At 46.5% G+C, this 14,784-nt stretch carries 12 protein-coding genes; all 12 read right to left on the bottom strand.

Annotation, left to right across the window (positions count from 1 at the left end; genetic code table 11):
• Positions 1-13: 13 nt before the first annotated feature.
• The 12 genes from BK127_RS19635 to BK127_RS19575 all read right to left on the bottom strand — a co-directional run bounded on the left by BK127_RS19635 (position 14) and on the right by BK127_RS19575 (position 14,675).
• Positions 14-898 carry an ABC transporter permease gene (locus BK127_RS19635; RefSeq protein WP_076233195.1) on the bottom strand — a complete coding sequence of 295 codons (885 nt, stop codon included), beginning with the start codon at positions 896-898 and terminating at the stop codon, positions 14-16.
• Between the two features lie 17 nt (positions 899-915).
• Positions 916-1,842, bottom strand: a complete 927-nt coding sequence (locus BK127_RS19630) for an ABC transporter permease (RefSeq protein ID WP_076233194.1) — start codon at positions 1,840-1,842, stop codon at positions 916-918.
• A gap of 20 nt (positions 1,843-1,862) precedes the next feature.
• Positions 1,863-3,509: an ABC transporter substrate-binding protein gene (locus tag BK127_RS19625; RefSeq protein ID WP_305954312.1), complete on the bottom strand. Its 1,647-nt coding sequence runs from the start codon at positions 3,507-3,509 to the stop codon at positions 1,863-1,865.
• A 56-nt stretch (positions 3,510-3,565) separates the two neighbouring features.
• Positions 3,566-4,057 carry a DinB family protein gene (locus BK127_RS19620; RefSeq protein ID WP_076233192.1) on the bottom strand — a complete coding sequence of 164 codons (492 nt, stop codon included), beginning with the start codon at positions 4,055-4,057 and terminating at the stop codon, positions 3,566-3,568.
• A gap of 279 nt (positions 4,058-4,336) precedes the next feature.
• Positions 4,337-5,404: an LLM class flavin-dependent oxidoreductase gene (locus BK127_RS19615; RefSeq protein ID WP_076233191.1), complete on the bottom strand. Its 1,068-nt coding sequence runs from the start codon at positions 5,402-5,404 to the stop codon at positions 4,337-4,339.
• Between the two features lie 129 nt (positions 5,405-5,533).
• Complete coding sequence (locus BK127_RS19610) at positions 5,534-6,904, bottom strand: LLM class flavin-dependent oxidoreductase (RefSeq protein WP_144026505.1); 1,371 nt, start codon at positions 6,902-6,904, stop codon at positions 5,534-5,536.
• A 33-nt stretch (positions 6,905-6,937) separates the two neighbouring features.
• Positions 6,938-7,933 (bottom strand): LLM class flavin-dependent oxidoreductase, encoded by a 996-nt coding sequence (locus tag BK127_RS19605; RefSeq protein ID WP_305954311.1) that lies wholly within the window; start codon positions 7,931-7,933, stop codon positions 6,938-6,940.
• Between the two features lie 165 nt (positions 7,934-8,098).
• Positions 8,099-8,989: a LysR family transcriptional regulator gene (locus BK127_RS19600; RefSeq protein WP_076233189.1), complete on the bottom strand. Its 891-nt coding sequence runs from the start codon at positions 8,987-8,989 to the stop codon at positions 8,099-8,101.
• A gap of 294 nt (positions 8,990-9,283) precedes the next feature.
• Complete coding sequence (mdh, locus tag BK127_RS19595) at positions 9,284-10,225, bottom strand: malate dehydrogenase (protein ID WP_076233188.1); 942 nt, start codon at positions 10,223-10,225, stop codon at positions 9,284-9,286.
• An 802-nt stretch (positions 10,226-11,027) separates the two neighbouring features.
• Positions 11,028-12,326 carry an NADP-dependent isocitrate dehydrogenase gene (gene icd, locus BK127_RS19585; RefSeq protein WP_076233186.1) on the bottom strand — a complete coding sequence of 433 codons (1,299 nt, stop codon included), beginning with the start codon at positions 12,324-12,326 and terminating at the stop codon, positions 11,028-11,030.
• A gap of 138 nt (positions 12,327-12,464) precedes the next feature.
• On the bottom strand, positions 12,465-13,577 hold the full coding sequence (gene citZ / locus BK127_RS19580; protein WP_076233185.1) for a citrate synthase: 1,113 nt from the start codon (positions 13,575-13,577) through the stop codon (positions 12,465-12,467).
• Between the two features lie 255 nt (positions 13,578-13,832).
• Entirely contained in the window at positions 13,833-14,675 is an 843-nt protein-coding gene (locus tag BK127_RS19575) for an ATP-dependent DNA ligase (RefSeq protein ID WP_256711376.1), read from the bottom strand.
• Positions 14,676-14,784: the final 109 nt, after the last annotated feature.

The following is a 14,784-nucleotide window of genomic DNA, read 5'->3' as shown; positions in this document are numbered from 1 at the left end:
CGCCTCCTGCGATTTAGCCGCCGCTTTTTTTCGGGTCCAATACGTCCCGAATATAATCACCTATGATGTTAACAGACAGTACGAACAAGGCAATGGTAAGACCCGGGAACGTGCATATCCACCAGGCAACCGTCAAATACCCTCGTCCCTGTGCCAGGACTGTCCCCCAATCTGGTATTTCCTTTATAACTCCTAGACCCAGGAAGCTAAGCCCGGATCCGGCTAGAATTGAAGTTCCAATACCAATCGTTGCCATAACCAGAAAAGGAGCCAGTGAATTAGGGAGCACATGCTTCCAGAATATTCGGATACCCGAGCTGCCGATCGAACGCGAGGCGAGCACAAATGGCCGGTTTTTGATGCTGAGAACCTGACCGCGCATCACTCTGGCGTACCGAGGAATTGTTGCTGCAGCTATGGCCAGCACAACATTGAACAAGCTCGGCCCGAGCGCGGCTGCTATGGCAAGTGCCAGCAGAATACCCGGTATCGTCATAAGCACCTCAATAATCCGCATGATGACTTGGTCAATCCATCCTCCGATATAGCCGGATAACGCCCCTAATGTGGCACCTGACAGCCCGCCAACCACGACGGATGCAAATCCGATCAGAAGTGAATCCTGGCTTCCATACACGACAAGACTGAAAACATCCCTTCCTAAATAATCTGTTCCTAACAAGTGACCCGCACCGGGCGGCTTCAGTAAATTAGCTACATCCATCTTGGTCGGGGAATAGGGCGCAATCCACTGCGGTGCGATCGCACACACGATCAGGAACAGCACAATCAGTCCCGCAGCATACAGAAACAGCTCCGATGTGCCAATATGCCATTTTCGCACAATCCTTTTACGTTCGATCTTCCACATCGGTTTAAGGGCTGCTGCTTCTTTCATTCCGGTTCCTCCTCATCTTATTGCGACCGCCTAATGCGCGGATCGACGAATGTATAGGATACATCCACAAGCAGATTAACAGCGACATAGATGATCGCCGTGAAAAAGACAACACCTTGTACAACAGGCATATCCTTCGCTATGATCGCATCGGCAAGGATTCGTCCGATTCCCTGCCTTGCAAACACGGTCTCAATCACGACAGTTCCACTCAATAGCTCACCGATCATGACGCCTATCATCGTAAGCGCAGGTATGAGCGAGTTTCGTAGGGCATGTCGATACATGACCGCACGTTCCGCCAACCCTTTTGCACGTAGCGTCAGTATGAATGGCTCTCCCAGCACTTCCAGCATTGTATTACGGACCATTCGGACAATAAAACCGGCTCCGACCAATCCCAGGGCAAGACCCGGAAGGACAAGCGTGTCCCAACCATCCGAGCCCATTGCCGGAAACCAACCCAGCTGAATGGAAAACAGCAGCAGCAATAAAATCCCCGTCCAGAACGAAGGCATCGAGATCCCGAACAATCCGACGAACCTCGCCATAATATCGATAATACCGTTGCGATGTATGGCAGAGAGGACGCCGAGCAGGATTCCGATTACGATGGACACTACCGCGCTGACGAGCGTCAAGGCCAACGTCGCCGGAACATGCGCCAAAATTTTGGGAAGCACCTCATCATGATTGATTCTTGATACCCCAAAGTTCCCATGAAGCAGCTCAACGAAGTAGTGTAAAAACTGGACATAGAACGGTTGATCCAGACCCATCTGATGACGCATGTCCGCGATCGCTTCCGGTGTTGTTGCATTCCCGTCCAGCATCTGAAGTACCGGGTCGCCGGGCAACACATACATAATGATAAAGACCAGCATCGACGAACCGACGACAACGAGCAAGGAGGTCAACAAGCGGGTTGCGATGGTTCCGGTCATGTAGCTTTCCTCCCTTTCAATTATTTACGGATACTGACATCATAGAACAGTGGGTAACCAAGCAGATCATATTTCAGTCCTTCTACTGTTTTGGGATGAGCTACCGTATAAGGAAATACGTAGATTGGAAGAATAATAGCCTTTTGGATCAAGTATTGCTGGATTTGCCCATAAATTGCCTTCCGTTTCTGCAGATCGGATTCCGCAGCGCCCTGATCGAGAAGCTTGTCGATTTCCGGATCAGCCAAACGTGCCCAATTCGTGCCTCCTTTAGAAAACTCCTTATCCGAACGGAAAATATTACGAATCACATCCGGATCGGCTTTGACCTGTGAATTGCCCCAAAGGTCATAAGAACCATCCAACAGCGGTGTATTCGTGTCCTTTGTGATATTCAATACGGTATTAATGCCGATTTGCTTGATCTGTTGTTGGACAATTGCGGCAATATCATTGCGCTTCTCACGGTTTGGCGATCCGTCCAGATAGCGAAGGGTCAACTTCTTGCCGTCCTTCTCGCGAATGCCATCGGCTCCCTTTTTCCAGCCCAGTTCGTCCAGCAGTTGGTTTGCCTTTGCTACATCCGGCTTAATGCGATTCTCCAGTGTCGCATCATATCCCAGTAAGCCAGGCGTAAACGAGGACCAGGCACGCTCATAGGTACCTAAATACAGCGTTTTGACAATCGTGTCTACATCTACCGCAAGCTGGACCGCTTGGCGTGCCTTGGGATCGTTCCACGGTTCATTATGTAAATTGAAGTAAAGCGAGAAAGCCGTTCCGTTCGTGGCCGCTTGATCCACCTTGATCTCGGCATCATTTTTGAGAGCTGCTATATTTTGCGGCGGTACAGCTTCGGCGGCAAGCAATTGTCCGCTTTGTACGCTGCCGATCCGGGTCGCTTCCTCCGGTACAATCTTAAATGTCAGCTTGTCGAGGTGAGATGGTCCTTTATTGTCAGCACCCGGTGGTCCCCAGTTATAATCCGGGTTCTTCTCAAGCGTAATCTCATCGTTCTCCGTCCACTTCACAAATTTGAACGGGCCCGTTCCGACGGGATGTTTTACATATTGATCACCAAATTGCTGAATAGCCGTCGGCGAAGAAATACCGAGGAATGCGGAGCTTAACCCACTAAGAAATGCTTCAAACGGCTGGGAAAGATTCACCTTGATCGTGTAATCGTCCACAACCTCCGAGGACGAGACAGGACCCAGCAATGAACGCGCTTGTCCTGTTACTGCTGCGACATGATCAAAATTTGCTTTGACCGCAGCGGCGTTAAACGGGGTACCGTCTTGAAATTTAACGTTTTGGCGAAGTTTGAACGTATACGTTTTACCATCATCTGATTTGGTCCAGCTGGTCGCCAGCCAAGGTTGAAACGAGCCGTCAGCCATTTGGAAAATCAAGCTGTCGAATATGTTCCGGAACACCCGATGTGATACGGCAAAACCACTGGCACCTGGGTCCAGTTTATCGGGCGAAGTTGCCAAAGCGAAGGTCAATGTACCGCCCTCGACTGGCTTGCTGACTTCCGTTTTGTCGCCGCTCGTCTTCTCGGCCTCCGTCCCCCCTTTGTTCGTCGAGCAGCCTGCCAATACTAAGGTTAAAGCCACGAAAAACGCTGTGGATTTGATCCATTTCGATCCCAAAATAGTCTTCATCATCTATCCCCTATTCGTGTTCGTCTTCTCGTCAATCCGTACTACGCAAACATATTCTACAAATGTACAGCCCCTGCATGATTGACAGCCGCCGATGCCTGCTTAATCCGATCTATCTGACCGATATGGTAATGCACGTGTTTGATAAATCCGGCTACGATATCGGTGATGCGTACGGTTTCACCCTTGAAATTGATGCCTGTTTTCTCCCAATCCTTCTCGGTCAATCGACCGAACAGCAAGCTGTTATATTGAAGCAGAGCCCGGAACGCTTCCAAGATTTCACTGATATCACTTTCGTTCGCTTTCTGTCCGCTAACCCAGGCGTCTTGATTAAAAGCGGGCAGTTGAGCTGTAGTATCCGCGAGAATATCACGAATACGAAACGAAACGACGATATTATGGTCCGTCAAATGATTAATGACCTCTGTTACGCTCCATGATTCCGGTGCCGCTTTCCATCTCACTTGCTCCTGACTAAGTCCATCAATCGCTTGAACCAATGAACGATGCGTGTCGAGGTATGCTGGTATTTGTTCTAAACTCATTCGGGTCCCTCCCAACAATTGTTTGTATAATGATTGCCTCATAATTACTACTTATCACATTGTTTTAGTTGGTATTAAGTTAATATTTAACATACCATGACTGTTTCCGACCGTCCAATAGAGTTCTTCTATTCATTAATAACAAATACCGATTGTAAATCGGGAACTTCGGCATCCACAGCCTAATGAAAGCAAACAAAAGACTTTCAGAACGCTGCTGCTGCAGCACCTAAAAGTCTCCGGTTGTCCGGCAGCCTCTTCTTGGTTTCAATTCTATCCTTAATGAGCAACTGGTTGCAGAGTCAACGGTTTGTTATCCCAAACCGTACTTGGAATTTCGCGTCTCAGAACCGGCATGACATCAGCGGCAAACCGTTCTACCTGCTCAAGCTGCTCGGCTTCAGTCAAGCCGTCCACACTGATGCTGAGCACTTGATGACCGTAAGCCTCGTGGTAATTTAGGATCTTTTCGATTACACGATCAGCGCTGCCCACGAGAGTAGGTCCATTCTGAATATTATCCTCAAGATCCTTGAAGGGCGATTGATTGTGCTTAGCCGATGCCGTATTGTGAAAAGCATCGTAATAAGGGCGGAAGCTTTTGATCGCTTCTTCGTTGGTATTCGCCAGATACAAACTCCCTCCACCTGCCCCCACAACTGCGTCTTTGGGATCTCGCCCGTAGTAGGCCCAGCGTTCGCGGTAGTTGTCGATCAGCGCTTTATATTTAGCCTGCGGATGAAAGCCGTTGGATGAGAAAATCGGCTCTCCGTATTTGGCTGCCAACTCAGTGGACAGTGGACTTGATGCGCTGCCATGCCACACCGGAATCGACTTCTGAAACGGTCTCGGCTGTGTAGTGACTTGGTTCAGCGGAGAGCGATAGCGTCCTTGCCAACTGACATTCTCCTCATTCCATAACTGCTTGAGCAGCGCATACCGTTCGGCAAGAGACTCCCACTGCTCTTCCTCGGTAATGCCAAAAAGCGGATAGTGCCGCGGGTCGTTCCCTTTGCCGATAATCATCTCGAAACGTCCTCCAGAGAGATGATCCAGTGTTGCATAGTCCTCGGCCACCCTTACAGGATCGAGTACGCTTAGCACCGTTACCGTCGTAAGCAGCCGAATCTTGGACGTATTGGCTGCGATAGCGGTCAATACCAACGGCGGTGAGGAGGACAGGAACGGTGCGCCATGCCGTTCACCCACACCATAAGCATCATAGCCAAGCTTTTCGGCAAGAGTTGCCTGCTTCAACACGTTCTGAAATTTTTGCTGTGAGGTTAAGGTTTCCCCGGTTACAGCGTTTGGGATATTCATCATCAGGCTAAATAAGGCAAATTTCATCTTTCATTTTCCTCCTTAATCATATGCAATAATTCGTATTGTTTTAGTATGAATTATTCGTTTAACCTACTCTATCACACGCCGCTGCAGACCGTCTAATAGGCTTTTTCTATTTTATAATTTAATAATTCAATTTATATGATGCTCCGCTACAGCTTCAACAGACTCCGTTTTATTCAATTTTGCCAAGGTGTATCGGTTTTGCGGGAAGGGCAAACCCAGGTTGCCACGCAGCGTATTCGCTTCGTATTCGGTTCGGAACAAACCTCTCTCTTGTAAGATAGGAACAACATGATCAATAAAATCATTTAATCCAGTCGGCAGAACGGCACTTCCGATCATAAACCCGTCCGCAGCTCCCTCCTCGAACCAACGTTGTATCGTATCGGCAATTTGTATGGGCGTTCCTGTAAACCCGCCTCTTGGCGAAGCTACTCGGATTGCCAATTGACGTAAGGTGAGGTTTTCTTCTTTTGCTAATTTTTTAATGAAATCGCTCGTGCTCTTAAATCCTTCACTCCCCAAATTCCCGAGATCCGGCAGCGGATCGTCCAGCGGAAACTGACTAAAATCAAAATGATTAAAAAACCGGCCCAAGTAATGTAAGGCGACGTTTATATCCACAAGATTGGCAATTTGCTCATACTTCGCTTTGGCTTCTTCCTCAGTAAACCCGACAATCGGGCTAATACCGGGGAATATCAGTACATCACCGGCAGAACGTCCGAATTTGACAGCCCTTCTTTTCACATCCTGATAAAAGCTTTTGGCATCCTCTATCGTTTCATGTCCGGTAAATATGGCATCGGCTTCTTTCGCAGCCAAATCTCTGCCCGCATCCGACGATCCCGCTTGAAAGATTAAAGGCTGCCCCTGCTTGGATCTGGCTATATTGAGCGGGCCCTGCACCGAATAAAATTCACCCTGATGGTTAACCCGATGCATTTTGGAAGGATCTATAAATTGACCGGATTGCTTATCGCGAACAAAAGCATCGTCCTCCCACGAGTCCCACAGCCCCTTTGTTAGCTGCAAATATTCCTCTGCGATTCGATAGCGCAGCTCATGAGAGGGATGCTCGGTTTTACTGTAATTTAAAGCTGATCCCTCCAAGGGAGAAGTGACTGCATTCCAACCCGCACGACCGCCGCTGATCATATCGATCGTTGCGAACTGTCTGGCAACCGTGTAAGGCTCGCTGTAAGAGGTGGAGAGTGTCCCGACTAGCCCTATGTGTGAGCTCACTCCTGCCAAAGCAGATAAAACGGCAACCGGCTCAAATCGATTCAAAAAATTCGGATGCGAGATTTCGTTAATATACAACCCGTCTGCCACAAAAACCAAATCCAGCTTACCCGCCTCGGCTTTGTGAACAAGCTGCTTATAAAAATCAAAATTTACACTTGCGTCCGCCACAGCATCGGGATGTCTCCAAGCTGCCATATGACCACCAGGTCCGTGCAGCATCGCTCCAATTTTCAACTTTCTTAAGTCTCCTATGGTAAGCACCTCGCAATCGTATAATAGGAATCATTAGACCTTTAATTGTGCAAAAGCCTCCTGCAGCTGCTCATAAGCATACAGCCGTTGTGCAAACTCATTTAATGCCACAGTCACAATAATCTCCCCGATTTGATATTCGTTGTGAATGGCTATCAGCTTCTGGCGCACTGTCTCTTTGGAACCATAGATGATATTTGCCTGCGTTTCCTGGATGGTGTAAGGCTCAGTTGTTTGCCGTCCGTATTCCTCGATCTGCTCCCTATTTTTCACCGTTAAGGTGCGTCCGCTTTCCAAATGAATTTTGAAAATCTTCGAATTAGCAGCGGCCAGCTGCTCTGCCTCCTCGTCGGAATCAGCTATAATGACGGATAACGCGAGAATTGCTTGGGGTTGCTTCAGGTATCCTGACTGAAAATGCGAACGGTATAGCCCGAACGCTTCAACTATCGTTTTTTTCTCTCCATTGATCGATTGCGAGAATACGTAAGGAATACCCAGACTTGCCGCCAGCTCAGCACTTTCTGCACTGGCACCGAGCAAGTATAAGTCGGCTGGCTGCTCTGGTAGAGGGGTTGCTCTGACACCATTCAAGGAATCCTCAGCATCTGGCTCATTAGCCAGCAATCGCTTTAATAATACGAGCTTATCTCCTAACGATGGACTGTTCCCGGATTCGTTCTGCTGAAGCGCTCGAGTGGAACGCGGCAAGCCCCCAGGTGCTCTGCCTATCCCAAGATCGACACGTCCTGGAGCAAGAGCAGCCAGAACATTAAAATTTTCTGCTACCTTATACGGGCTATAATGCTGCAGCATCACGCCCCCTGATCCAACACGAATCTGCTTCGTAACAGCAAATAAGTAAGCTATAAGTACTTCCGGCGAAGAACCTGCCAGTTTATCCGAATCATGATGCTCAGACACCCAGAACCGGTAATAGCCCAGCTCCTCTGCTTTTTGCGCAAGCCTAATCGTATTAAGAAACGCCTGATTTGCTGTCTCCCTTTCTCCTACCGGGCTTTGATCCAAGATACTTAACCTGAGTCCCATCCTCAACATCCTCTCAATCAAAATATTTCCTATAGGTTTTGTTGGTTTAATATCTTACTAAAACTGTATCATTGCCCATTAACAGCGTCAACCGGTAGGACAATAGGTTCTTTCTATCCAATCATTTAAACATTCTATTAAAGGTTAGCAAAGCGCCTTGAATTGGATTCCTTTGACCGTATCCTGAAACAAGGTGTGCCATTGCAGGCCTTCTCCATTTAGTGAGATCAGGTTGGTGCGAAGGGAAAGGCTGTTTAAGGTTGGAAGCTCTATCGGTACCAGCAGGTTTTCCTGAACTTCCTTTTGAACACACAGCTCCGGCAAGAAGCTGATCCCGACACCTTTTAACACCAGTTTTTTAGCCGTTTCCAAATTATCGATATGATACACAATGTTTGGCGGAAGGTGCAGCGATTCGAACAGCCTATGAATTTTCATCCAGTCGAGTGATCCGCATTCAAAAAAAACCATAGGTTCATTAACAACGTCCTCAACAGTAACGGATTCCATCCTGGCGAAGGCATGCTCTTGGCGAACAAAAAGACGAATAGGATCATCAAAAAATTTAACGGAATGAATATGGGGATGAGTAATATTGCGGACAAGCCCTAAGTCGATTTCCTTGCTTAGCAGCTTGTCTAATAAAGCTTCAGATGGAGCGGTGGTCAGCTTAATTTGCACATCCGGCATTCGCTCCTTCAGCACAGGGAGGATCTCGGGAATCAAATAATTTGCAACTGATACTGTGCAACCAATCCGTAACTCATCAAGTGATGTGCTCTTATGCTGCAGCTGCTGTTTACCTTTTTTATAAGATTGCAAGATTTGTTGGGCATATGGCAAAAACTGCTTTCCCTTATCCGTTAAGGTGAATTGTTTGCCTTCTCTTTCAAAAAGCAAAGCATTTAATTCCCTTTCCAGGGATTGAATTCGGGCGGAAATTGAAGGTTGAGATAAAAACAAGGCGTCAGCGGCTTTATTAAAGCTGTTGAAATGGATTACATAGACGAAAGCTTCCAGATTCTCAATATTCATAGCTAGTCCCCTTTCTTAATACCGAGCCTATAGAGCGGTCTTCCCCAAAAATAAACAGAGATACATCCACCTCCAATAGAGGAATGATGCATCTCCAGTTATTTCATTATAAAATAACTAATCCGATATGTTTAGTGTATTTTAAATATAGATTACCTTACCTGTTATGTCAATGCAGTATTTCTCACCATCATCGCAAGCCTGCATCCAGTTAAAGCACAAAAAAACAAGCTGATTCCGATTAAATATCGGAGCCAGCTTGCTGTGTTAAGTGTTATTCATCATCCATGAAAATTAAGCAGATACCACTTTGATTACGTTACGAACGGAATCTGCGGATTTATCAAGAGCTGTCTTTTCTTCAGGCAGAAGCTCCAATTCGAAAATCTTCTCGATGCCATCGCCACCCAACAAGGTAGGTACGCCCATGAACAGGTTGTCATAGCCATATTCGCCTTGCAGTAAGGCAATAGCAGGAATGATACGTTTTTTGTCCTTGATGATCGCTTCAGCCATTTGAACCAGGGAAGCTGCAGGTGCGTAGTACGCGCTGCCGTTACCCAACAGGTTCACGATCTCACCGCCGCCTGTACGTGTACGCTGTACAATAGCTTCGATACGATCAGCAGGAATCAGCTTCTCGATCGGAATACCGCCTACGTTGGAGTAACGAACCAATGGAACCATATCGTCGCCGTGGCCGCCCAATACGAAGCCGCGAACATCTTCAACCGATACGTTCAATTCTTGTGCGATAAATGTGCAGTAACGAGCTGTATCCAATACGCCGGATTGACCGATTACGCGGTTTTTCGGGAAACCCAAAGCCTCGTAAGCTACATATGTCATAGCATCAACCGGGTTGCTCAAAATGATGACGATGGAGTTAGGACTCGTTCTTTTTACATTTTCACAAACGGATCTTACGATACCTGCATTGGTGTTAACAAGGTCATCACGGCTCATACCTGGTTTACGAGCAATACCTGCTGTGATGATTACGATATCGGAGTTCGCTGTATCGTCGTAGTTGGAAGTGCCTACGATGTTGCTGTCAAAGCCTTGAACCGGGGAAGCTTCGAGCATATCCAAAGCTTTACCCTTTGTCGGGTTTTCTAATTGCGGGATGTCCAGCAGTACGACGTCTCCCAGTTCTTTCTGTGCTGCCAAGAATGCAGTTGTTGCCCCTGTGAAACCTGCGCCTACAACGGTAATTTTTTTACGTTGAATTGCCATAATAGTTAGCCTCCTGAAATGGTTTATTTGGGAGTGCGAGGTTAAAGATTAAAGATTTAGTGATTAAGGTCATAACGTCCAAAAGTAGGCTTTCAGGTTTTAGGGATGTGCCTCCAAGCATATGCTTCCGTAGCAAGTTTGCTGCGCAAACTCTTAGCTGTTGAAACTGTGTTCTTATTATTAGATGAAGCGGTGGGAACACAGTTTCAAAGGCGGCGCGTAAACTCTAAGGCACAATCCCTAACTCCTTATCGCACGATTTGGAGTTAAGTCAAGTTCACAAAGTCCATCAACCTTTTCACTCGTTGAGTGTAGAAAGATTCGCCTCAATTATACCCCAGGCGTAACAAAGTCATTAGCAAATCCAGATCAAAGCTATAACTAGCCAAGCACCTAAAAGCCACACACATCAATTCTGTAGGAGCATGAAATGGAAGTTCGTCAATGCGATGCTTCGCAAAGCTGAAGCTCTCATTGACGAACGTGTTTCACAGCTAAACTACCTTCGAGAAGCCGCGGCGCTTGGAAGCGTGTCTGTGGGATGCTTTGCGCAGCAAAGCCAACACAGACGGTCGCGTTCCCAACACCTCAACTTTCTCCACAACGAACTCCCGCATGATAGCGAGTCAGCAGCAAGCTTCGTGTAACGAATCTTGCTGCTGACAGTCGCGTTCCATGTACCCCAGACGCTCAAGAACACCCAATCCCCGAGATCACTCGCAGAAAGATGCTCTATCGTCGTCCAGGGGGCGAAACCCCTGGGGTCCCCCTTACAAAGGGGGATTTAGGGGGATGTTCCCTCTTAGGCCATATGTTTAATGATTTGGTTAGCGAACTCGGAGCATTTCACTTCAGTTGCGCCTTCCATCAAACGTGCGAAGTCATAAGTAACGGTTTTGTTGTGAATCGAAGTTTCCATGCCTTTGTAGATCAGCTCAGCTGCTTCCAACCAGCCCAAGTGCTCAAGCATCATAACGCCGGACAAAATAACGGAACCTGGGTTAACAACGTCCAAGCCAGCATATTTAGGAGCTGTACCATGTGTCGCTTCAAAGATAGCATGCCCAGTTACATAGTTGATATTAGCTCCTGGAGCAATACCGATTCCGCCAACTTGTGCTGCCAAAGCATCGGACAGGTAGTCACCGTTCAGGTTCAATGTTGCGATAACGTCAAAATCAGTAGGACGAGTCAATACTTGTTGAAGAGCGATGTCAGCGATAGCATCTTTAACGATGATTTTGCCAGCAGCTTCTGCTTCTTTTTGTGCCTGGTTAGCAGCGTCCGTACCTTTTTCTGCTTTAATTCTGTCGTATTGATTCCAAGTGAAGGTTTGATCACCAAATTCTTTTTCAGCCAGCTCATAACCCCAGTTTTTGAACGCGCCTTCTGTGTATTTCATGATGTTGCCTTTGTGTACCAATGTCAAAGTTTTGCGTTTGTGTTTGATTGCGTACTCGATAGCGCCGCGCACCAAACGCTCTGTACCTTCGGAGGAAACAGGTTTTACACCGATACCGGAAGTTTCCGGGAAGCGAATGTTTTTAACGCCCATTTCGTTTTGCAAGAAATCGATCACTTTTTTCACTTCAGCAGAACCGGCTTCCCACTCGATACCAGCATAAATATCTTCAGTATTTTCACGGAAAATGATCATATCTACTAGCTCAGGACGTTTAACCGGGGACGGTACGCCTGTGAAATAACGAACTGGACGGGAGCATACATACAGATCCAATTCTTGACGAAGTGCAACGTTCAAAGAACGGATACCGCCGCCAACCGGAGTCGTTAATGGCCCTTTAATAGCCACTATGTATTCACGAATTGCTGTTAAAGTATCGTTAGGCAACCAGCTTTCAAATTTATCGAATGCTTTTTGACCAGCAAATACTTCATACCAAGCGATTTTTTTCTCGCCATTATATGCTTTCTCAACTGCAGCATCCAATACGCGCTTGGAAGCAGCCCAAATATCAGGACCTGTGCCATCGCCTTCGATGAAAGGGATGATCGGGTTGTTAGGTACATTTAGAACACCATCAACGATAGTAATTTTTTCGCCTTCAGTTGGTAATGCGTATTTTTCGAATTTAGCCATGGGTATTAGTTCCTCCTTAGAATAGGTGCATAATTACACAAAATTGAACGGGAGCTACTGCGCTTGTCCTGATTCACACGAATAGGACAGAACAGCAGTAACAACCCGTTGATTGCAGTAATTCGGTCGATCAAAAGATTAACGATTTTCGATTGCAATATACTTTTGGCTCACAGGACCATTGTATTCAGCACGCGGACGGATCAAACGATTATTCTCGTATTGCTCCAAAATGTGCGCGGTCCATCCGGATGCACGGCTGATCGCAAAGATCGGTGTAAACAAGTCACGAGGAATTTCCAGGGAAGTATATACGGATGCTGAGTAAAAATCAACATTCGGCTTCAAGCCCTTCTCGCCAGTGACAATATCTTCGATCTTGATCGACATTTCGTACCACTTCAGGTTACCAGTAATTTTGCCCAGCTCCTGAGACATTTTTTGCAAATGCTTGGCACGTGGATCGCCATTTTTGTAAACGCGGTGTCCAAAGCCCATGATCTTCTGCTTGTTGTTCAGCTTGTCATGAACATAGCTGTCTACGTTGTCAAGCGAATCAATGTCTTCGAGCATCGCCATTACAGCTTCGTTTGCACCACCATGAAGAGGCCCCTTCAATGCACCGATTGCTGAAGTTACACCGGAATAAATATCCGATAATGTCGCAACAGTAACACGAGCGGCAAAAGTTGAAGCGTTCAATTCATGGTCAGCATGAAGCACCAACGCCGTGTCCAATGCCTGAATGGCTACTTTATCTGGTTCTGTACCAATCAGCATGTACAAAAAGCTCTCCGCGATGGATTGGCTCTGTTTAGGCGCAACAGGCTCCTTACCTTCACGAATACGGGCAAAAGCAGCGATGATTGTCGGAATCTGCGCTTGCAGCTTGATGGCTTTACGCAAATTCGACTCAGGTGACATATCGTTGGCTTCTTCATCGTACAAAGCCAAACAGGAAACCGCTGAACGAAGTGCTGCCATTGAATTGGCTTCCTTCGGATAAAGCTTCAGTTGCTCGATAACCTGAGCAGGGATGGGTGCAAACTTATTAAAATCTGCGATTAATTGCGCTAACTCAGAAGCATTCGGTAATTTACCATACCAGAGTAAATACGCAACCTCTTCAAATGTAGCATTCTCGGCCAAATCATCGATGTCGATCCCCCGATAAGTAAGGACACCATCAATGATGGAGCTGATTGAGGATGTTGTTGCGACAATACCTTCCAATCCTTTGGTAGCAGTCAAAGCAATCTCTCCTTTACGTTCAATTCAAAACCTATACATAACGATATAGATAACTATATCACATAACACATATCCTATTGCAACTTGAGCGCAGGATGGCCATTCTCATCAATCTTACTATTCTACTATAAATGATTTACCAAGCAATGTGAACAAATACACACATAAAAGTTCATTATCGGTACAATAAACTTATGCTATCTCTCGATAAATTAAAAACCAAGAAGCCCCGGGCAGCTGTCCCGGAGCTTCCATTCACACTATAAAATCCACAAAGCTCGGTGCTCTGAGCATCCCATGACGCGTCCAGCTGCTAAATTGAACTTTAACTTGAATACGTGGATCTAAATAAACAAAGTTTTGATCTTCACCGTTCTCCAGCTTCTTGCTGATAGTATCAAAAGCTTTTTTATGAGATGGACTCACTCCCTGCTCAATGATGCCTGCGGGTCGCATTTTCCCATTCTCCTTCACGTGGACAAGCCAGCCAAACTCATCTTTACGATAACCTGCCACATACACATCCGTATATTGATAATTCATGATTGCCAGCCAATCGTGGGACCGCCGCGACACATAGACGCTGCTTTTCCGTTTAGCCACAATGCCTTCCATCGACTTCTCTACAATCGATTCATATAAGTCCTCACCGCGTTCTTCAATCTGATTAACCACACTAAAATAATCATTCGGTAATAGAACTGATTCCAGGATGGAACGGCGCTTCATCAAGGAAAGCTGTCGAAGATCTCGACCTTTGTGAACAAGAATATCCCAAACTACGTAGCTAACTGGACTTTGATTTCTGAAAGCCTGAATTTTAGTTTTATTTGTTACTTGAAGCCGCTCCATGACCAACTCAAAATTAAATTGTTCGGATTCCGGATCTCTATAGCAGACCTCCCCATCAAGGACCACATCGCCCTCAATCGGGACGTCCCATAGCTCGGGATACTGTGAAGTGCATTCATTTTGATGTTCTGTAAATAGACGGGTCTCTTCCCCACTCTTTGATAGTATCAATCGGTGTCCGTCAATTTTCGGCTCAAATAAATAAGCCTGATCAGAAAAAGGTTTCTCGCGGGAGTTTAGTAGCATTGGCGCGATAAACATTAGCATCACCCTGTTACGATTTTACCATGTCTGATAGGTATGAATAATCAGGGAAATGATGGGGGAATATAGATTTAGTTGAAAATTTAAAGGA

The organism is Paenibacillus sp. FSL H7-0331, from assembly GCF_001956045.1.
This window is presented reverse-complemented; position numbering and strand designations above follow the sequence as displayed.

What these genes read in the sequence shown, in the direction of transcription:
- BK127_RS19615 (WP_076233191.1), bottom strand. Translation starts at nt 5,404, where the DNA reads ATGAAATTTGCCTTATTTAGCCTGATGATGAATATCCCAAACGCTGTA.
- BK127_RS19625 (WP_305954312.1), bottom strand. Translation starts at nt 3,509, where the DNA reads ATGAAGACTATTTTGGGATCGAAATGGATCAAATCCACAGCGTTTTTC.
- icd (WP_076233186.1), bottom strand. Translation starts at nt 12,326, where the DNA reads ATGGCTAAATTCGAAAAATACGCATTACCAACTGAAGGCGAAAAAATT.
- BK127_RS19600 (WP_076233189.1), bottom strand. Translation starts at nt 8,989, where the DNA reads ATGAATATTGAGAATCTGGAAGCTTTCGTCTATGTAATCCATTTCAAC.
- mdh (WP_076233188.1), bottom strand. Translation starts at nt 10,225, where the DNA reads ATGGCAATTCAACGTAAAAAAATTACCGTTGTAGGCGCAGGTTTCACA.
- BK127_RS19575 (WP_256711376.1), bottom strand. Translation starts at nt 14,675, where the DNA reads ATGCTACTAAACTCCCGCGAGAAACCTTTTTCTGATCAGGCTTATTTA.
- BK127_RS19635 (WP_076233195.1), bottom strand. Translation starts at nt 898, where the DNA reads ATGAAAGAAGCAGCAGCCCTTAAACCGATGTGGAAGATCGAACGTAAA.
- BK127_RS19630 (WP_076233194.1), bottom strand. Translation starts at nt 1,842, where the DNA reads ATGACCGGAACCATCGCAACCCGCTTGTTGACCTCCTTGCTCGTTGTC.
- BK127_RS19620 (WP_076233192.1), bottom strand. Translation starts at nt 4,057, where the DNA reads ATGAGTTTAGAACAAATACCAGCATACCTCGACACGCATCGTTCATTG.